The following is an 18,406-nucleotide window of genomic DNA, read 5'->3' on the forward strand; positions in this document are numbered from 1 at the left end:
GATCTGGGCGAGGCGTCGCCAATGGGCATTCCCAGCAGGCGCACGATCGCCCGGGAAGCCGTCGGCGTGGTCGGCGCGATCACCCCGTGGAACTTCCCGCACCAGATCAATCTGGCCAAGCTGGGACCGTCGCTCGCGGCCGGCAATACCGTGGTGCTCAAACCCGCACCCGACACGCCGTGGTGCGCAGCGGTACTGGGCGAGCTCATCGTCGAGCACACCGACTTTCCGCCGGGTGTGGTCAACATCGTGACCGCCAGCGACCACAGCGTCGGTGCGGTGTTGGCCAAAGACCCTCGGGTGGACATGATTACGTTCACCGGCTCGACGGCTACCGGCCGCAGTGTGATGTCCGACGCTGCCGCCACGATCAAGAAGGTATTCCTGGAGTTGGGCGGCAAGTCGGCGTTCGTCGTGCTCGACGATGCCGACCTGGCCGGCGCCTGCTCGATGTCGGCGTTCGCTGCGTGCATGCACGCCGGGCAGGGGTGTGCGATCACCACCCGGCTGCTGGTGCCGCGGGACCGCTACGACGAGGCAGTCGCCACCGCGGCGGCCACCATGTCGTCGATCAAGCCCGGCGACCCCACCGACCCCGGCACCGTCTGCGGGCCGCTGATCTCGGCCCGTCAGCGCGACCGGGTACAGGGTTACCTGGATCTGGCTGTGACGGAAGGCGGTTCATTCGCCTGCGGCGGCGGTCGACCCGCCGACAAAACGACCGGCTTCTTCATCGAGCCCACCGTGATCGCGGGTTTGGGCAATGACGCGCGGGTGGCTCGCGAGGAGATCTTCGGACCGGTGCTCACCGTGATCGCCCACGACGGCGACGACGACGCCGTGCGCATCGCCAACGATTCGCCGTACGGATTGTCGGGCAGCGTGGTCAGCACCGATCCGGACCGCGCCGCGCGAGTGGCGTCTCGGCTGCGGGTGGGCACCGTCACCGTCAACGGCGGTGTCTGGTATTCGGCCGACGCGCCGTTCGGCGGTTACAAGCAGTCCGGTAACGGCCGCGAGATGGGCCTGGCGGGTTTCGAGGAATACCTCGAGACGAAACTCATTGCGACAGGGGTGCAGTGACAGACATGCGATTCGACAACAAGGTGGCCATTGTCACCGGTGCCGCCCAGGGCATCGGTCAGGCCTACGCCCAGGCGCTGGCCCGCGAGGGTGCCGCGGTGGTGGTCGCCGACATCAACGCCGAGGCCGCGCAGGCGGTGACCAAGCAGATTGTCGCCGACGGCGGCTCCGCGATTCATCTACCCGTCGACGTCTCGGACCCCGAGTCGGCCACGGCGATGGCACATGCCACGGTGGCCGAGTTCGGTGGCATCGACTATCTGGTCAACAACGCCGCGATCTACGGCGGCATGAAACTCGACCTGCTGCTAACCGTGCCGTTCGACTACTACAAGAAGTTCATGAGCGTCAACCTCGACGGGGCGCTGGTGTGCACACGGGCGGTATACAAAAAGATGGCCAAGCGCGGCGGCGGCGCGATCGTCAACCAGTCGTCGACGGCGGCATGGCTCTACTCCAACTTCTACGGCCTGGCCAAGGTCGGCATCAACGGGTTGACCCAGCAACTGTCTCGCGAACTCGGCGGCATGAACATCCGCATCAATGCGATCGCACCGGGACCGATCGACACCGAAGCCACCAGGACCGTCACGCCCGGCGAGATCGTGGGTGACATGGTCAAACAGATCCCGCTGTCCCGCATGGGCACACCCGACGACCTGGTCGGCATGTGCCTGTTTTTGCTGAGCGATCAGGCGTCGTGGATCACCGGCCAGATCTTCAACGTCGACGGCGGACAGGTCATCCGATCATGAGTAACGGTGTGAAGCTCGGCTACATCGGGCTGGGCAATATGGGTGCGCCGATGGCCAAGCGGTTGGTCGACTGGCCGGGCGGAGTCACGGTCTACGACATTCGGATTGAGGCGATGACACCGCTGGCCGAGGCCGGCGCCACATTGGCCGATAGCGTGGCAGACGTCGCAACCGCCGACATCATCAGCGTTACCGTCCTCGACGACGCGCAGGTACGCGAGGTCGTCGGCGAACTGGCGGCCAACGCGAAACCGGGCACCATCATCGCGATCCATTCGACCATCAGTGACACCACGGCTGTCGAATTGGCCAACGAGCTGAAACCACAGGGTATTCACATCGTCGACGCGCCCGTCAGCGGTGGTGCCGGGGCCGCCGAGAAGGGCGAACTGGCCACCATGGTCGGTGCCGAGCGCGCGGTGTACGAGCGGATCAAGCCGGCATTCAAGCAGTGGGCGTCGATGGTCATCCGCGCCGGCGAGCCGGGTGCCGGGACGCGAATGAAGCTGGCCCGCAACATGTTGACGTTCACCTCGTACGCAGCGGCGTGTGAAGCCATGAAACTGGCCGAGGCGGCCGGGCTGGACCTGCAGGCGCTGGGCCGGGTGGTGCGGCACACCGACGCGCTCACCGGAGGGCCGGGCGCGATCATGGTCCGCGACGACATGGCGTCGCTGCAGCCGGACCATTTCTTGTATCAGCCGTTTACCCATACCCGGGGGCTGGGTGAAAAGGACCTGAGTCTGGCGCTCGCGCTGGGTCAATCGCGCTCAGTCGACTTGCCACTTGCCGCTATCGCCCTCGAGCGACTGGCCGAAGGCCTCGGCGTGCCGCACACGACCGACTGATTGGAGACTCATGGACGAGCTGCGCCGCAAGGGCCTGGCGAAGATGAACGAGGTCTACGCCTGGGAGATGCCGGACATGCCCGGCGAGTACTTCGCGCTGACCGTCGAGCATCTTTTCGGGCGGATCTGGACCCGCGAGGGACTATCGATGCGCGACAAGCGGATCATGACGCTTTCGGTGGTAACCGCGCTGGGGTTGCAGGATCTGTCCGAGGTGCAGGTGAACGCCGCCTTGCAAAATGAGGAACTCACCGAGGATGAACTGCGCGAGATGGCGATCTTCTTGACCCACTACGTCGGTTTCCCGCTCGGCTCCGGGCTCAACGGTGTCATCGAACGCGTGACCGCCAAACGCAAGAAGGCCGCGGCCGCCGGCACTGCCGACGACAAGAAAGCCAACGTCGATGACGCGGTCAGGATGCACACGGGTAAGGATTTGGGCTAAGCCTGCACTGCCGAGCCGACCCAGCGGCGCAGATACCGTCGCAGCTCCTTGCCTCGCCGCGGCGGCCGGCCCGGATCGATGACGAACGACTGGATGATCCGCAGCAGATGCTCGGCCAGCTCGACGAGACTATCGTCGGTGAATCCGACTGCGGCCCAATCGACGTCGAAGCGCCGCAGCATGGAACACGCGAACTGCATGGCGACATCCGAGGTCACATCGGCGGTGAAGGTATTCGCGCGGTCCGCCGACAGCAGCAGGCCGATATGTTTGTCGCGCGGCAGCCACTCCAGCGCGGTCGCAATTCCTTCGGTGACCGCCTCCACCGGGTCGGTGATCCCGGCCAGATGGGCGGCCAACCGATCCAGAAATCCAGCCGCCGAAAGCTCGGCCGCTGCAACAAGCAACGCGTCGGTGCCGGGGAAGTAGCGGTAGACGGTTTGCCGCGTTACTCCCAGTGTGCGGGCCACATCGGCGATGCTGATGTCGGCTCCGCGCGCATCGATGGCCTGGCTCGCGGCGGCGAGAATGCGCGCGACGGCTTCGTCGTCGTTCGCCGGGGCCGAGCCGGCCCAACCATGGGTGCGCATTCACCCACTACCCGTGGTAGGAGACGTGCAGGTCCTTGATGCCGTTGATCCAGCCTGACCGAAGCCGCCCCGGCTCCGCCAGCTTGGAGATGTCCGGCAGCTGGTTGGCGATCTCGTCGAACATCAGCCGGATCTCCATGCGGGCCAGGTTCGCGCCGATGCAGTAGTGCGTTCCTTGCCCGCCGAATGCCAGGTGCGGATTGGGATCGCGCAGGATGTCGAACTCGAAAGGCCGGTCGAAGACGTCTTCGTCGTAGTTGGCCGAGCTGTAGAACAGCCCGACGCGCTGGCCCTTCCGGATGGTGACGCCGCCGACCTCGGTGTCCACCTTGGCGGTGCGCTGGAAGCAGTGCACCGGGGTGGCCCAGCGGACGATCTCGTCGACGGCGGTCTCGGGTCGGTCGCGCTTGTAGCGCTCCCACTGATCGGGGTTGTCGGAGAAGGCTTTGATGCCGTGCGTCATGGCATTGCGGGTGGTCTCGTTGCCGGCGACCGCCAGCAGGATGACAAAGAACGCGAACTCGGTTTCACCGAGCGACTCGCCGTCGATATCGGCCTCGATCAGCTTGGTGACGATGTCGTCGGCCGGGCAGCGGCGGCGCTGTTCGGCCATGGTGTACGCGTAGCCCATCAGCTCGGCATTGGCAGTCGTGGGATCGCTGTCGAAGTCCGGATCGTCGGTGTTCATGATGGCGTTGGTCCAGGCGAACAGCTTCTCGCGGTCGGCCTCGGGAACCCCGATCAGATCGGCGATCGCCAGCAGCGGCAGCTCCATCGCGATGTCGTCGACGAAGTTTCCGGTGTTCTTCTCGGCCGCTGCGTGGACGATGTCGCGGGCGGCCAGCGCGAGTTTCTCCTCCAGCACGGCGACCGACCGCGGGGTGAACAGCCGGGAGACCAGCTTGCGCAGCCGGGTGTGCTCGGGCGGGTCGTGGTTGATCAGCAGCGCTTTGGTCAGCTCCAGCTGCTCGGCCGTCACGCCTTCGGGTAGCCGCATCACCGCGCCCTTCGCGTTGGTGGACCACACCTCGTTGTCCCGCGAGATGTCCTTGATGTGTTGGTGCTTGCTGATCACCCAGTAGCCGCCGTCGTCGAAGATCGTGGCACCGGGCGGCTGCTCACACCACCACACCGGTGCGGTCTTGCGCAGCTGCGCGAATTCGGTGACGGGGATTCCGCGTAGCAGGACGTCCGGATCGGTGAAGTCGAAGCCTGTCCCGAACGGACAGCCGCTGGATGTTGTGGTCACGACATCGACCATACACCATATTGTCAAGTGTATGGTCTGCTGGTCGGGGACCGTCGACTAATGTGAGATTTCGTGCGTGTCCTGGTGATCGGCTCCGGCGCCCGCGAACATGGGTTGCTGCTGGCGCTCCGCGACGATCCCCAGGTCGAGGCGTTGGCCATCGCTCCCGGCAACGCCGGTACCGCACTGGTGGCCGACCAACACCAGGTCGACATCACCTCGGGTGATGAGGTCGTGGCGCTGGCCCGGCGGGTTGGCGCCGACCTGGTGGTCATCGGCCCCGAGGTCCCGCTGGTGCTCGGGGTGGCCGACGCCGTGCGCGCCGGCGGCATCGCCTGTTTCGGACCCAGCAAGGACGCGTCCCGCATCGAGGGTTCCAAGGCGTTCGCCAAAGACGTGATGGCGGCCGCCGGTGTGCGCACTGCGTCGAGTGAGATCGTCGATAATCCAGCGCGTTTGGACGCGGCGCTGGACCGATTCGGACCGGTAATCGGAGATCCCGCCTGGGTGGTCAAAGACGACCGGCTGGCCGCCGGGAAAGGTGTGGTGGTAACGCCGGACCGCGGCGCCGCACGCGCCCATGCCGCCGGACTGCTGGAGGCCGGCCACCCCGTGGTACTGGAGTCCTACCTCGACGGCCCGGAGGTCTCGCTGTTCTGTGTCGTCGACGGCCAGACCGTGGTCCCGCTGCTGGCGGCGCAGGACTTCAAACGTGTCGGCGACGGCGACACCGGTCCCAACACCGGCGGTATGGGCGCTTATGCGCCGTTGCCCTGGCTCCCCGACGATGTCTATCGCACGATGGTTAACGAGATCATGGAACCCGTTGCGGGCGAACTGGCCCGGCGTGGCAGCCCGTTCTGCGGCTTGTTGTATGCCGGGTTGGCGATCACGGCGAAGGGGCCGGCGGTGATCGAATTCAACTGCCGCTTCGGTGATCCCGAGACGCAATCGCTGCTGGCACTGCTGGACTCACCGCTGGGCCAAGTGCTTCACGCGGCGGCCACCGGTGAGCTGGCCGGTTTTGGCGAACTGAGCTGGCGCGAAGGCGCGGCGGTGACGGTGGTGCTCGCGGCGGAGAACTATCCGGGCCGGCCGCGGGTCGGAGACGTTGTCGTCGGCGCGGAGGCCGAGGGCGTGTTGCATGCCGGGACCGCCCGCCGCGACGACGGCGCGATCGTGTCGTCCGGCGGCCGGGTTCTTTCGGTGGTGGGTACCGGCGCCGACCTGGCCCAAGCCCGCGCGGCCGCTTACCGAATTCTCGACTCAATTCGATTGCCCGGCGGCCACTTCCGCACCGATATCGCGCTGGCCGCCGTAGAGGGCAAGATCTGCGTCTAACCACAGAGCCTCTACGGAAAGGGGGATACCCTTTGTGCCCGCCTACGAGCGAATTTGTTGGTTATGTCAACCTGGAGGCGTGGTAAACGTGACCGCTAAAAACCTGCGGCCTGGCCATCCCGGCGTGGGTCGCTGACCGCAACATACCCGTCGTCGAGCCGCCAGATGGCTTGGCAGCTGCCGAATTGGTGGTAGTCGTCGACGATGACCAGCTCATGGCCGCGCCGGTGCAGATCGTCGAGCGTGGACTGGCCGAAGCTCTTCTCGCAGGCGATCTGGTTCCCCTGCACCCATCGGAACCGGGGCGCGTCGCAGGCCGCCTGCGGATTCTGTTGGTGGTCGACAATGCGCGCCACCAGCTGTACGTGGCCTTGGGGCTGCATGGTGCCGCCCATCACCCCGAAGCTCATCACCGGTGTGCCGTCCTTGGTCATAAAGCCGGGGATGATCGTGTGGTAGGGGCGCTTATGCGGTCCGACCTGATTCGGGTGTCCCGGCGTTGCAACGAATTCCGTGCCGCGGTTTTGCAGGGCGATGCCCGTGCCGGGTACCACCACACCGGAGCCGAACCCCATGTAGTTCGACTGAATCATCGAGACCATCAATCCCGAAGCGTCGGCGGCGGTGAGATAAACGGTGCCGCCGTCAGGGGTTCCGGCGGAGGCCGGTCGCGCCCGGTTCCGGTCGATCAACGTGGCTCGCTGCTTGAGGTACTCGTTGTCCAGCAGCTGGTCGGAGCGCAACGGCATATGGTCGATATCGGCGACGTAAGCCTGGGCATCGGCGAAAGCAAGCTTTACCGCTTCGATCTGCAGATGCAGGCTGTCGACGGAATCGACTGGGAACGAGCCTATGTCGAAGTTTTCGAGGATACCTAAAGCGATCAACGCGACGATCCCCTGGCCGTTGGGCGGTATCTCGTGAATGGTGTAGCCGCGGTAGTCGCGGCTGATGGTGCCGACCCAGTCGGCGCGATGAGCGGCCAGGTCGCTGGCGCGCATGACGGCGTTGTTGGCCGCCGCATGCGCCTCGAGTTGGGCGGCCAGTTCGCCGCGATAGAACGCCTCGCCGTTGGTTTCAGCGATCTTTTCCAGGGTTGCCGCGTGATCTGTAAACCTGACCAGCTCGCCGGGTCTTGGCGCCCGCCCGCCGGGCATGAAAACCTCGGGGAACCCGGGCTCGGACTTGAAGACCGGCACCTGTGCAGCCCATTGCGCCGCGACCGTCGGCGATACCAGAAAGCCGTTGCGGCCGTAGGAGATTGCAGACTCGAAGAGACGAGTGAACGGGAGTTTTCCAAAGGAGGCGTGCAATTCGGCCCATGCCGATACCGCACCGGGCACAGTCACCGAATTCCAGCCGAGCAGCGGAACGCCGTTGTCGCCGAAGTACTCCGGCGTCCAGGCCGCAGGCGAGCGGCCGGACGCATTCAGCCCATGCAATCGCCGACCATCCCAAACGATGGCGAAGGCGTCCGACCCGATCCCGTTGGATACCGGTTCGACCACTGTGAGGGTGATCGCGGCCGCGACCGCCGCATCGACCGCGCTGCCGCCGGCGGCGAGCATCGCAAGGCCGGCTTGGGCGGCAAGTGGTTGCGACGTGCAGACGACGTCGCGCGCCAGCACGGGCATTCGCGGCCAGGCATACGGGAAATCCCAGGCAAACGGCACGGTCACTGCCGGAATCTTTCCGCTACCGCGCGGCGGTCAACCGAACCTTTCGCCGTGTGCGGCAGCTCACTTGTCACCTCGATGCTGGCAGGCACCTCGAAGGCCGCCAGCCGCTCGCGGCAGAACGCCGCCAGTTCGGCGGGGTTCGGCGAGCCGGACGGACGCGGCGCGACCACCGCGGCCACGGTTTCCCCGTAGAGCGGATCTGCGACACCGAACACGGCTGCCTCGGCGACGCCGGGGTGACCGGCCAGCACGGCTTCGACCCGCTCCGGCGATATCTTCTCCCCACCCCGGTTGATGAGCTCCTTGATGCGCCCGCTCAGCGTCAGCTCTCCGGCCGCCGACAGTGAGCCCAGGTCGCCGGTGTGCAGCCATCCGTCGGTGAATGTGCTCGCGGTCGCGTCCGCATTGGCGAGGTACCCACGCACCACCGTGCGGCCGCGCAGGCAGACCTCGCCGACGGCATCTGGCGGGCAGGCCCGGCCGTCGTCGCCGACAATCTGGATCTCCACGCCCGTGGACCGGCCGACCAGGCCGGCTGTCGGGGTCTGCTGGTTGTCCGTCGTGCTCGACACTTGGTGGGTGGCTTCGGTCATGCCGTAGGCGCTGCGCACGGGCGCGGCGAACTCGGTGCGTAACGCCTGCGCGGTCGCTTCGTTCAGGGCGGCGCTGCAGCTGCGGATGAACCGCAGCCGACCATGCTCGGGTTGGTCGGATGCGGTGCGCCCCAGCAGGATCTGGTGAATCGTGGGCACTGCCGTGTACCAGGTCGCCTGTGCGGCATGGATGTCATCGGCGAACGTGTGCGCGGAAAAGCGCCCGCGGGCGGGAAGCAGTACGGTGCCTCCGGATACCAGGGTCGACAGCAGCGCGGCGATTAGCCCGTGGCCGTGGAACAACGGCATCACCGCGACGGTCGCATCCTGCGGGCCAAGCCCGTAGGTGGCGATGACGTCGCGGACCGAGCCGGCGATGTTGTCGTGCGTCCAGGGCACCATCTTCGGCGACCCGGTGGTCCCGCCGGTGAACATGATGAGGGCGTCGTCGGACCGCAGCCCGTCGGGAGCCGCGGTCGGCGGGATCGTCGCCGCCGCGATGTCGAGGGCGACGGCACCGGCGGTCACCGAGACGGGCCAGCATGGGAACGGCGACTCTGCGTCAGTCTCGCCGGCCTCGGTCAAGACCACCCGCGCTCCGGCGGCCGCAACCCGGGTGTGCTGATCGGCAACCGGCAGCGCCGGATCTAACGGCACCACGACGAGCCCCGCGCGCGACGCCGCCAAGAGCGCGACGACGAATTCGGCGCTGCTACGCGCGCGCAGCCCGACCCGATCGCCGCCCTGCAGGCCGGCGCGCGCCAACTGGCCGGCCAGGTCGTCGACCAGTCGCAGCAGGTCGTGGTAGCTGATCGGGATGCGATCGGCGGTGACGACGAGCGCCTGCGCCTGCGGGTTCTGGCTTGCCGCTGTCCTGACGAGTTCGGCGATGCCGGGGCTCGAGGACGTCATCGCTCACACGCTACTGGTAGGTACGACACTGGAGACATGAGCACTCAACCGGCACCCTCACAGCTGACCGACGGCTTTCACCTGTTCGTCGATGCCCTGAAGCTCAACGGCGTCGAGACCATTTACGGGCTCGTCGGGATCCCGATCACCGACCTCGCCCGCCTCGCGCAGGCGTCGGGTATCCGATTCATCGGTTTTCGGCATGAGACCTCCGCGGGCAATGCCGCGGCCGCCGCCGGGTTTTTGACCCGGCGGCCCGGCGTCTGTCTGACGGTGTCCGCGCCGGGCTTCCTCAATGGTCTGGTGGCGCTGGCGAACGCCACGACGAACTGTTTCCCGATGATCCAGATCTCGGGATCCAGTGAACGGGCGCAGGTGGACTTGCAGCGCGGCGGCTACGAGGAACTCGACCAACTCAACGCGGCCCGGCCGTTCGCGAAGGCGGCGTACCGGATCGAGCGGGTGCAGGACATCGGACGCGGCGTCGCCCGCGCCATCCGCACGGCGGCTTCCGGCCGGCCGGGCGGCGTCTACCTCGACATCCCCGGCGAAGTTCTCGGCGAGGCCATCGACGCTGCCACCGCTGCCGGAACCCTGTGGCGGGTCGTCGACCCGGCTCCCCGGCAACTGCCGGCGCCCGACAACGTCGATCACGCGGTGAGGTTGCTCGCCCAGGCTCGGCGGCCGTTGATCGTGCTCGGCAAGGGTGCGGCATATGCGCAGGCCGACAACGTGATTCGGAAGTTCGTGGAAGCGACCGGGATTCCGTTCCTGCCGATGTCGATGGCCAAGGGTCTGCTGCCCGACTCTCATCCGCAGTCCGTCGCGGCCGCGCGCTCGCTGGCGCTGGCCCGCGCGGATGTGGTCATGCTGGTCGGCGCCCGACTGAATTGGCTGCTGGGCCACGGCGAAGCGCCGCGATGGTCCGCCGACGCCACGTTCATCCAGGTCGACATCGAGGCGGCCGAGTTCGACAGCAACCAGCCGATCGCGGCACCGCTGGCCGGCGACATCGGCTCGGTGATGGCGGCGCTGCTCGACGGCGTGCAGACGCATCCGATCGTCGCGCCGACGACGTGGACCGGTGAGCTCGCCGAGCGGAGGGCCGGCAACGACGCAGCGATGCGCAAACGCCTGGCCGATGATCCGCAGCCGATGCGGTTCCACAACGCGCTGCGGGCCATTCGCGACGTACTGCATCAGCATCCGGAGGTCTACCTGGTCAACGAGGGCGCGAACGCGTTAGACCTTGCCCGCAACGTCATCGACATGCAGGTGCCGCGGCACCGCCTCGACAGCGGAACCTGGGGGGTGATGGGAATCGGCATGGGCTATGCCATCGCCGCGGCGGTCGAGACCGGAGCGCCGGTGGTCGCGATCGAAGGTGACAGCGCATTCGGCTTCAGCGGAATGGAATTCGAGACGATATGCCGCTACCGGCTACCGATCGTTGTCGTCGTCCTCAATAACGGCGGCGTCTACCGCGGTGACGAGGCCGTGCCCTCCGGGACGGACCCGGCACCCACTACGCTCAACGCCTACGCACGTCACGAGTTGGTCGCAGAAGCGTTCGGCGGCAAGGGATATCACGTCACCACTCCGGCCGAGCTGCAATCCGCGCTCACCGAAGCGCTGGCGTCGAACGCGCCGGCGATCGTTGACTGCGAACTCGACCCTGGCGCCGGCGAGGAAAGCGGGCACCTGACCAACCTCAACCCGAAAAGTGCAGTAACGCCGTCCGGCTGAGGGGCCGCCCCACCCGGTTATCGTTGCCGCTACCGTAGTTGTTACTATTGTGGACTATGCCCAAGCCCGTCATCGTCAGTGCCGTCCGGACCGCGATCGGGACGTCGTTCAAAGGCTCACTGGTCAACACACCCGCCGAAGTGCTCGCCACCACTGTGCTGGGCGAAGCGGTCCGGCGGTCCGGCGTCGACCCGGCCGACATCGACGACGTGATCTTCGCCGAATCCCATTACGGCGGAGGTGATTTAGCCCGCTATGCTACAGCCGCCTCCGACATGGTCTCGGTGCCGGGTCAGGCGGTCAACAGGCATTGTGCGGGCAGTCTCACCGCGGTCGCCAACGCCGCCGCCCAGATCGGCTCCGGTGCCGAGCGGGTGGTCGTCGGCGGGGGAGTGCAGTCGCTGTCGACGGGCCCGCTGATGAAATGGCGCATCCCGGGTCCGACCCTGGAGTTCGAGGATCGCTGGATGCCGCCCACCCACGTGGAAACACCCGATGCGCCGACCCGTGACATGTCCATCACCGTGGGGTGGAACACCGCCCAAGCCGTCGGGATCACCCGCGAAGAGATGGACGCGTGGGCGCTGAGATCGCACCAACGCGCAATCGCCGCGATCGATGCCGGCGCGTTCGCCGACGAGATCATCCCGTTGAAGATCCACGGCGCTGACGACGCGCTGACCGAATTCAGCGTGGACGAACATCCACGCCGCGACACCAGCATGGCGAAGTTGGCGTCGCTGAAAGTGCTGCACCCCGAGATCGAGGGCTTTTCCATCACCGCGGGTAACAGCAGCGGAACCAATGACGCGGCCGCGGCGCTGACGCTTGCCGACGACGGCTTCGCGCGGTCGGCCGGGCTGACCGTGCTGGGTACCGTCAAGACCTGGGCCTCTGTCGGTGTGGAGCCGAGGGACACCGGTCTTGGAGCGGTTCGGGTGATCGGCAAGGTGCTCGACCGCGCCGGTTTGTCGCCCGCCGACGTGACGTTGTGGGAGATCAACGAGGCGTTCGCATCGGTTCCGATTGCCGCATGCCGCGAATACGGGCTCGACGAGGACCGGGTCAACATCTACGGCAGCGGATGCAGCCTGGGCCATCCCATTGCGGCCACCGGCGCGCGGATGCTGACCACGCTGGTGCACGAACTAAACCGCCGCGGCGGCGGGATCGGGGTCGCCGCGATGTGCGCGGGTGGCGGCCAGGGTGGCGCCGTCGTCGTCGAGGTCTGAGCGCGCCTTCTTGCGCCGAGCGTGCACGTGTGGCGAGATTTCGGCCGATTTTTCGCCGTGGGTACACGCTGGGCGCAAGGATGGCTTACGCCGTCAGCAGCGGCGCCATCCAGGTCAGTTCGGCGGGCAGTTGCGCGCTCCAGAACGACGCATTGTGCCCGCCCGGCGAGAACCCGCCCGAAGGCGGGGTGGGCAGTTGAGCCACGAACTGCCGGGTCGCGGCGTAGAACGGATCGCTATTACCGCAATCCACCCGGATCGGGATGGATGCCAGCGCCGGCATTCCGAACACCGAGTTGGCCGACCAATCGTCGGCACCGTCGAACGCACCCGGCGCGGTCGCCCCGGGTGAGAGCCATAGCGCCGGGCTCACCGCGCAGATCGCCGCGGTGCGTGCCGGTCCCAGCCGGCCGCCGAGCAGCAACGCGCCGTAGCCGCCCATCGACCATCCCAGGAAGGCCACCCGGGACGTGTCCAGGCCCTGACCGTCCAGCATCGGGATGAGCTCGTTGCACACCATCGCGCCGGAGTCCTCGCCGGAAGCTCTTTTATGCCAATAACTTCCGCCGCCGTCGACGGCGACGACGGCAAACGGCGGTAGGCCGGCGGCGACGGCCTGGGCCAGGCCCTGCTCGACGCCGCCGGCCATCACGCTGGAAGCATCACTACCCTTGCCGTGCAACGCAATCACCGGCCGCAGCGCCTTGGTCTGCCCCGGTGGACGAGCGACCGCCCAATTGGTCGTCGCCCCACCGCGGGCCGCCGACACGAACGAGCCGGTCGTCATTGTCGGCGGGGCGGCCAGCGCGGGGGTCGGCAGCAGCGTGCCAAGCGCGTAGCTACCGATCGTCCCGGCAGTCGCGCTGGCGCCCAGGCGCAGCACGGCGCGGCGGCTCAGGTCTGGCATGCGAGTCATCATGCCATTGCGCCGCTCTCCCCCTCGGCGCTGCGCGGCTGGGGGGTGCCCCCACCTCATCGCTATGCTCTGCATCGTCGCCGGCGCGATGCCATCGCGTGAACGTTTGTCCGAAAGGGCAATGCGGCACCTGCCTGCCTGGCACCATGACTAGGCGTGACGGCAGCTGTCACTCCCAAGGGAGAACGTCGGCGGTATGCGCTGGTCAGCGCTGCCGCTGAGCTGCTGTGCGAAGGCGGGCTCGAGGCGGTGCGCCACCGAGCGGTCGCGCACCGGGCCGGCCTGCCGTTGGCCTCGACCACCTACTACTTCTCCTGCCTCGACGACCTCATCGCCAGCGCGGTTGCGCACGTCGGGATGCTGGAGGTGGCGCAGCTGCGCGCGCGGGTGGCGGGCATGTCCCGGCGCCGCCGCGGCTCCGATACGACCGCCGACATGCTGGTCGACCTGTTGGTCGGCGACGAATCCGGTTTGCACCTCACCGAGCAACTGATCTCACGCTACGAGCGCTACATCGCCTGTGCGCGTCTGCCGGCGTTGCGCGATATCCAGCGTCGCATGCTGCGCCAGCGCGCCGACGCCGTCGCTGATGCCATCGAACGGTCGGGGCGCGCGGTGCGGCTCGAGCTGGTGTCGGCGTTGATTTGCGCGGTCGACGGCGCGGTGGTCTCCGCGCTGGTAGATGACCGGCAGGACCCGCGTGTTGCCGCGCGAACCACACTCATCGACATCATCGACGTGCTGGCACCGTTTGACCGGCGGCCCGTGCAGATCTGATCCGGCCGCAGTTTTACCTGGCTGCAACACGCTGGAACCGCGCGGACACGAACGCATGGTAGGAAATTCGCAGGGGGACCTCCGGGGGAGGAGTCATGGAGGGATTCGCGGCCATCGAACAGCGGCCGCGGCTGCGCCGGGTGATGGGGCCCGGCATGCTGTTGTTCTTCATCCTCGGCGATATTTTGGGCACCGGCGTGTACGCACTGATCGGCGACGTGGCCGCCGAAGTCGGTGGTGCAGCATGGATTCCGTTCTTGTTGGCATTCTTGATCGCCGCGGTGACCGCATTGAGCTACCTGGAACTGGTCACCAAATATCCGCATGCGGCCGGGGCGGCGTTGTATACCCAAAAGGCGTTCGGCAACCAGTTTCTGACCTTCCTGGTGGCTTTCGTGGTGATGTGTGCGGGCATCACGTCGGCATCGACCGCGTCGCGATTTTTCGCGGCCAACTTCGTCGTCGCGTTCCACGTCGGCTGGGGTGTCGCTGGGGTTGTCATCGTCGCGCTGTCGTTCATTGCGGTGCTGGCCGCGGTGAACCTGCGCGGGGTGGGGGAAAGCGTCAAGCTCAACGTCGCATTAACCGGCATCGCGGTCACTGGGCTGGTTTTGGTGATCCTCGCTGGGATGTGGGCGTTCGCGGTCGGCGGACATGCCGACTTCTCCCGGGTCGTCGCATTCGACACCCCCGCCCACAAGAGCGTTTTCCTGGCCGTCACCACCGCGACGTCCTTGGCGTTTTTCGCGATGATGGGATTCGAGGATTCGGTCAATATGGCCGAGGAGACCAAGAATCCGGTCCGGGTCTTCCCGAAGGTCTTGTTGTCCGGACTGAGCATCGCCGCCGTCATCTACATCGTCGTGGCGATCTGCTCGGTGGCATTGGTGCCCGTCGGGGAGCTGAAAGCCAGTGACACCCCGCTGGTCGACGTCGCCGCGATCGGGGCGCCGGGCCTGCCGATCAAGGACATCCTGCCGTACATCTCGATGATCGCGGTGTCCAACACCGCACTGATCAGCATGCTGATGGCCAGCAGGCTGATCTATGGGCTCTCCCGCGAACACGTGCTGCCGCCGGTGCTGGGCACGGTCAGTCCAGCCCGACGGTCACCGTGGGTGGCGATCTTGTTCACCACGGCGAGTGCGTTCGGGGTGATTCTCTACGTCACTGCGTTTGCCCGGGCCGACGCCATCGAGGTGTTGGGCGGCACCACGTCGCTGCTGTTGCTGGCGGTGTTCGCGGTGGTCAATGTCGCCGTGCTGGTGTTGCGCCGCGACGTCCGCGCGGCCGATCCCCGTCACCCCAGCCATTTCAAGACGCCGACCGCGCTGCCGGTCGTCGGGTTTGTCGCGTCGCTCTATCTGGTGACGCCGCTGTCGGGCCGCGAAATTCAGGAGTATGTGCTGGCCGGCATCTTGGTCGTGAGCGGTGTGGTGTTGTCGCTGCTCATGCTGGCGGTCAAGCGTCGGATCGTCGGCGGCTAGCGGTCGAGGTATCGACGGATCGCAGCCAACTCCAGCTGCGCCTCATCGAGAAGCGCAGCGACCTGCGCAAGCCGCTCGAGTAACTCGTCCTTACCGGGTTGTGCGGCCGGACGCCGACGGGAGGCCAGGTCGGGCGGAAGACTCGGAGTGACGATGTAGCCGGTGGCGAAGTCGCCGTATACCGTCACGTCTTCCGGCCGGTGATACCAATAAAGCGCAACGTACGCGCACACGACGGCGTCGACGGGATCTTCGTCTCTGTCGAGTTGCGTCGGTCGAGTCGCCGCGGCGATCCGCTTCCGCAGCTCCACCCAGGACACGTTGTGGTTCACCCGCAGCCGCGGTGTCGCCTTGTCGAGTCCCTCGATCAGCGTCATCAACTGCAACAGGTCACGCTGACGATCCCCGAAAGCGCCCCGCTTGTACTTCAGCGTCTTCGGTAAGCCGAACAACGCAACGGTCGCCGGATGTGGATAAACCTCGATCGCCCGTCGGGCCGCATTCGCGGCGGGATCGATGTCAAGAGTGAGCGCGGCCGCTATCCGGGCTCCGCGTGGATTGCTGAATTCTGGCTTGTCCGTGTATGCCGGACGCGCACCTGCCTCGAACCGCTGGAAGTCGTGGTTGAGCGCCGTCTCGCATGGCCGGTACCCGGTCCGGTTCTTCACGATCAACGGCGCATCGATGGCCACCAGGCAGTCGTCGCTGACATACGGCGCCAGCACGTTCTCGATGCTCACGTCGTCCTGCGCCGCACCGACATGCAGAAGCCGGCCGTCGGCATCGATTACCGCGATACCGCTCTGGTTGATTTCGCCCCAGGCAAGATCGACACCGACGAAGTACATCTGCTCAGCCTGCCGCATCTCGACCGTAAGCTGTCACGTTGTGAGCATCCCGAACGTGTTGGCCGGCCGCTACGCCAGCGCCGAGATGGTGGCGATCTGGTCGCCGGAGGCCAAGGTGGTCGCCGAGCGACGGCTGTGGCTGGCGGTGCTGCGGGCGCAGGTAGAACTGGGCGTCGAGGTGCCTGAGCAGGCGCTTTCCGACTACGAACGAGTGCTCGACGACGTCGACCTGGCCTCGATCGCGGCCCGCGAGCGGGTGTTGCGCCACGACGTCAAGGCCCGCATTGAGGAGTTCAACGCGCTGGCCGGCCACGAACACGTGCACAAGGGTATGACCAGCCGCGACCTGACCGAGAATGTCGAGCAGCTGCAGATCCGCCGGTCGCTGGAGTTGGTGTTCGCTCACGGCGTGGCGGTGCTGGCCCGGCTGGCCGAGCGGGCGCTGGCCTATCGCGACCTGGTGATGGCCGGACGCAGCCACAACGTCGCCGCGCAGGCCACCACCCTGGGCAAGCGGTTCGCCTCGGCCGCCCAGGAGACACTGATCGCGCTGCGGCGGGTGGCTGAGCTGATCGAGCGGTACCCGCTGCGCGGCATCAAGGGACCGATGGGCACCGCCCAGGACATGCTGGACCTGTTCGGCGGCGACACCGCCAAGCTGGCGCAATTGGAGCGGCTCATCGCTGATTTCCTGGGCTTCAGCACGGTTTTGGCCAGCGTTGGGCAGGTTTATCCGCGTTCGCTGGACCACGACGTCGTCTCCGCGCTGGTGCAATTAGGTTCTGGCCCTTCCTCGTTGGCCCACACCATCCGACTGATGGCCGGGCACGAACTGGTCACCGAAGGTTTTGCGCCCGGCCAGGTCGGCTCGTCGGCGATGCCGCACAAGATGAACACCCGTAGCTGCGAGCGGGTCAACGGGTTGCAGGTGGTGCTGCGCGGCTACGCCGCGATGGCCGCCGAACTGGCCGGCGCGCAGTGGAACGAGGGCGACGTGTTCTGCTCGGTGGTGCGCCGGGTGGCGCTGCCGGACGCGTTCTTCGCCGCCGACGGCCAGATCGAGACGTTTTTGACGGTGCTCGACGAATTCGGCGCCTACCCGGCGGTGATCGGCCGGGAGTTGGACCGCTACCTGCCGTTTCTGGCCACCACCAAGGTGCTGATCGCCGCCGTACGCGCCGGGATGGGCCGCGAGGCCGCGCACCAGGTGATCAAGGAACACGCGGTGGCGGTGGCGCTGGCGATGCGGGAACCCGGCGCCGAACCCGATCTGGCCGACCGGTTGGCCGCCGACCCGCGGTTGCCGCTGGACCGGGCGGCGATCGACGTTGCGCTGGCCGACAAGCAGGCGTTCATCGGTGCAGCCGGTGATCAGGTCGATGAGGTGGTTGCGGCGGTGGAGACGCTGGTCGCCCGCTACCCGGACGCGGCCAAGTACACCCCGGCTGCGATTCTGTAACGCCATGACGGTCGAACAAGTCGCGGGTCCGCTCCACCAGATCGATTTCACCGACCTGGACAACTTCGCCAACGGGTTTCCGCACGAGCTGTTCGCGATCCATCGTCGAGTTGCACCGGTGTTCTGGCATGAGCCGACCGAGCACACCCCCGACGGGGAAGGCTTCTGGTCGGTGGCCACCCACGCGGAAGCCTTTGCGGTGCTGCGTGATCCGGAGACATACTCCTCGGTGACCGGTGGTGAGCGACCGTACGGCGGCACCGTCCTGCAGGATCTGCCGATCGCAGGGCAGGTGCTGAACATGATGGACGACCCGCGGCACGGCCACGTTCGCCGGTTGGTGAGCTCCGGTTTGACGCCTCGGATGATCCGGCGGGTCGAAGACGACCTGCGACGCCGTGCCCGCCGTCTGCTCGACGAGATCGAGCCCGGGGTGGCGTTCGACT

The 18,406-nt window shown here is 66.8% G+C and carries 16 protein-coding genes and 1 pseudogene; 11 read left to right on the forward strand and 6 right to left on the reverse strand.

Features of this window, described 5'->3' with window-relative positions:
- The 4 genes from ACRDTL_RS15015 to ACRDTL_RS15030 all read left to right on the forward strand — a co-directional run.
- Window positions 1-1,083: aldehyde dehydrogenase family protein (locus tag ACRDTL_RS15015; RefSeq protein ID WP_431507499.1), on the forward strand; the 1,083-nt coding region annotated here is incomplete at its 5' end.
- A 5-nt stretch (window positions 1,084-1,088) separates the two neighbouring features.
- Window positions 1,089-1,838 carry an SDR family oxidoreductase gene (locus tag ACRDTL_RS15020; RefSeq protein ID WP_431507500.1) on the forward strand — a complete coding sequence of 250 codons (750 nt, stop codon included), beginning with the start codon at window positions 1,089-1,091 and terminating at the stop codon, window positions 1,836-1,838.
- Window positions 1,835-2,686, forward strand: a complete 852-nt coding sequence (locus tag ACRDTL_RS15025; RefSeq protein ID WP_431507501.1) for an NAD(P)-dependent oxidoreductase — start codon at window positions 1,835-1,837, stop codon at window positions 2,684-2,686. Before ACRDTL_RS15020 ends, ACRDTL_RS15025 begins: the two co-directional genes overlap by 4 nt.
- A 10-nt stretch (window positions 2,687-2,696) precedes the next feature.
- Window positions 2,697-3,131, forward strand: coding sequence for a carboxymuconolactone decarboxylase family protein (locus ACRDTL_RS15030; RefSeq protein ID WP_431507502.1), 435 nt, complete (start codon window positions 2,697-2,699; stop codon window positions 3,129-3,131).
- Here ACRDTL_RS15030 and ACRDTL_RS15035 read toward each other — a convergent pair.
- Together ACRDTL_RS15035 and ACRDTL_RS15040 are read right to left on the reverse strand one after the other, a co-directional pair.
- A complete protein-coding gene (locus ACRDTL_RS15035; RefSeq protein ID WP_431507503.1) occupies window positions 3,128-3,721 on the reverse strand; it encodes a TetR/AcrR family transcriptional regulator in 594 nt (197 codons plus the stop codon). The genes ACRDTL_RS15030 and ACRDTL_RS15035 overlap by 4 nt on opposite strands.
- A gap of 7 nt (window positions 3,722-3,728) precedes the next feature.
- Window positions 3,729-4,982 (reverse strand): cytochrome P450, encoded by a 1,254-nt coding sequence (locus ACRDTL_RS15040; RefSeq protein ID WP_431507504.1) that lies wholly within the window; start codon window positions 4,980-4,982, stop codon window positions 3,729-3,731.
- Window positions 4,983-5,042: 60 nt separating this feature from the next.
- Here ACRDTL_RS15040 and purD point away from each other — a divergent pair, with 60 nt between their 5' ends.
- On the forward strand, window positions 5,043-6,311 hold the full coding sequence (gene purD, locus ACRDTL_RS15045; protein ID WP_431507505.1) for a phosphoribosylamine--glycine ligase: 1,269 nt from the start codon (window positions 5,043-5,045) through the stop codon (window positions 6,309-6,311).
- A 95-nt stretch (window positions 6,312-6,406) separates the two neighbouring features.
- Here the strand turns inward: purD and ACRDTL_RS15050 are convergent, their stop codons facing one another.
- On the reverse strand, window positions 6,407-7,990 hold the full coding sequence (locus ACRDTL_RS15050) for a gamma-glutamyltransferase family protein (RefSeq protein WP_431507506.1): 1,584 nt from the start codon (window positions 7,988-7,990) through the stop codon (window positions 6,407-6,409).
- Complete coding sequence (locus tag ACRDTL_RS15055) at window positions 7,987-9,495, reverse strand: FadD7 family fatty acid--CoA ligase (protein ID WP_431507507.1); 1,509 nt, start codon at window positions 9,493-9,495, stop codon at window positions 7,987-7,989. The genes ACRDTL_RS15050 and ACRDTL_RS15055 overlap by 4 nt, the downstream gene beginning before the upstream one ends.
- A gap of 36 nt (window positions 9,496-9,531) precedes the next feature.
- Here ACRDTL_RS15055 and oxc point away from each other — a divergent pair, with 36 nt between their 5' ends.
- Both oxc and ACRDTL_RS15065 read left to right on the forward strand, forming a co-directional pair.
- Window positions 9,532-11,241, forward strand: a complete 1,710-nt coding sequence (oxc, locus tag ACRDTL_RS15060) for an oxalyl-CoA decarboxylase (protein ID WP_431507508.1) — start codon at window positions 9,532-9,534, stop codon at window positions 11,239-11,241.
- Window positions 11,242-11,297: 56 nt separating this feature from the next.
- Window positions 11,298-12,473, forward strand: coding sequence for a thiolase family protein (locus ACRDTL_RS15065; RefSeq protein ID WP_431507509.1), 1,176 nt, complete (start codon window positions 11,298-11,300; stop codon window positions 12,471-12,473).
- An 85-nt stretch (window positions 12,474-12,558) separates the two neighbouring features.
- Here ACRDTL_RS15065 and ACRDTL_RS15070 read toward each other — a convergent pair whose 3' ends face one another.
- Entirely contained in the window at window positions 12,559-13,392 is an 834-nt protein-coding gene (locus ACRDTL_RS15070; RefSeq protein ID WP_431507510.1) for an alpha/beta hydrolase-fold protein, read from the reverse strand.
- 153 nt (window positions 13,393-13,545) lie between these two features.
- On the opposite strand from ACRDTL_RS15070, the gene ACRDTL_RS15075 reads away from it, so the two are divergent.
- Both ACRDTL_RS15075 and ACRDTL_RS15080 read left to right on the forward strand, forming a co-directional pair.
- Window positions 13,546-14,166 (forward strand): TetR/AcrR family transcriptional regulator, encoded by a 621-nt coding sequence (locus ACRDTL_RS15075; protein WP_431507511.1) that lies wholly within the window; start codon window positions 13,546-13,548, stop codon window positions 14,164-14,166.
- A gap of 95 nt (window positions 14,167-14,261) precedes the next feature.
- A complete protein-coding gene (locus ACRDTL_RS15080; protein WP_431507512.1) occupies window positions 14,262-15,653 on the forward strand; it encodes an APC family permease in 1,392 nt (463 codons plus the stop codon).
- Here ACRDTL_RS15080 and ACRDTL_RS15085 read toward each other — a convergent pair.
- Window positions 15,650-16,519: a DUF429 domain-containing protein gene (locus ACRDTL_RS15085; protein ID WP_431507513.1), complete on the reverse strand. Its 870-nt coding sequence runs from the start codon at window positions 16,517-16,519 to the stop codon at window positions 15,650-15,652. The two genes, ACRDTL_RS15080 and ACRDTL_RS15085, sit on opposite strands and share 4 nt — an antisense overlap.
- 22 nt (window positions 16,520-16,541) lie before the next feature.
- Between ACRDTL_RS15085 and purB the strand changes: the two genes are divergently transcribed.
- Both purB and ACRDTL_RS15095 read left to right on the forward strand, forming a co-directional pair.
- Window positions 16,542-17,960, forward strand: coding sequence for an adenylosuccinate lyase (gene purB, locus ACRDTL_RS15090; RefSeq protein WP_431507514.1), 1,419 nt, complete (start codon window positions 16,542-16,544; stop codon window positions 17,958-17,960).
- 4 nt (window positions 17,961-17,964) lie between these two features.
- Window positions 17,965-18,406 (forward strand): annotated as a pseudogene (locus ACRDTL_RS15095) (cytochrome P450); the annotation flags it as partial.

It is taken from the genome of Mycobacterium sp., assembly GCF_050700595.1.
Lineage (GTDB): Bacteria > Actinomycetota > Actinomycetes > Mycobacteriales > Mycobacteriaceae > Mycobacterium.

What these genes read in the sequence shown, in the direction of transcription:
- ACRDTL_RS15035 (WP_431507503.1), bottom strand. Translation starts at nt 3,721, where the DNA reads ATGCGCACCCATGGTTGGGCCGGCTCGGCCCCGGCGAACGACGACGAA.
- ACRDTL_RS15025 (WP_431507501.1), top strand. Translation starts at nt 1,835, where the DNA reads ATGAGTAACGGTGTGAAGCTCGGCTACATCGGGCTGGGCAATATGGGT.
- ACRDTL_RS15080 (WP_431507512.1), top strand. Translation starts at nt 14,262, where the DNA reads ATGGAGGGATTCGCGGCCATCGAACAGCGGCCGCGGCTGCGCCGGGTG.
- ACRDTL_RS15020 (WP_431507500.1), top strand. Translation starts at nt 1,089, where the DNA reads ATGCGATTCGACAACAAGGTGGCCATTGTCACCGGTGCCGCCCAGGGC.
- oxc (WP_431507508.1), top strand. Translation starts at nt 9,532, where the DNA reads ATGAGCACTCAACCGGCACCCTCACAGCTGACCGACGGCTTTCACCTG.
- ACRDTL_RS15065 (WP_431507509.1), top strand. Translation starts at nt 11,298, where the DNA reads ATGCCCAAGCCCGTCATCGTCAGTGCCGTCCGGACCGCGATCGGGACG.
- ACRDTL_RS15030 (WP_431507502.1), top strand. Translation starts at nt 2,697, where the DNA reads ATGGACGAGCTGCGCCGCAAGGGCCTGGCGAAGATGAACGAGGTCTAC.
- ACRDTL_RS15040 (WP_431507504.1), bottom strand. Translation starts at nt 4,982, where the DNA reads ATGGTCGATGTCGTGACCACAACATCCAGCGGCTGTCCGTTCGGGACA.
- ACRDTL_RS15085 (WP_431507513.1), bottom strand. Translation starts at nt 16,519, where the DNA reads ATGCGGCAGGCTGAGCAGATGTACTTCGTCGGTGTCGATCTTGCCTGG.
- ACRDTL_RS15055 (WP_431507507.1), bottom strand. Translation starts at nt 9,495, where the DNA reads ATGACGTCCTCGAGCCCCGGCATCGCCGAACTCGTCAGGACAGCGGCA.
- ACRDTL_RS15070 (WP_431507510.1), bottom strand. Translation starts at nt 13,392, where the DNA reads ATGATGACTCGCATGCCAGACCTGAGCCGCCGCGCCGTGCTGCGCCTG.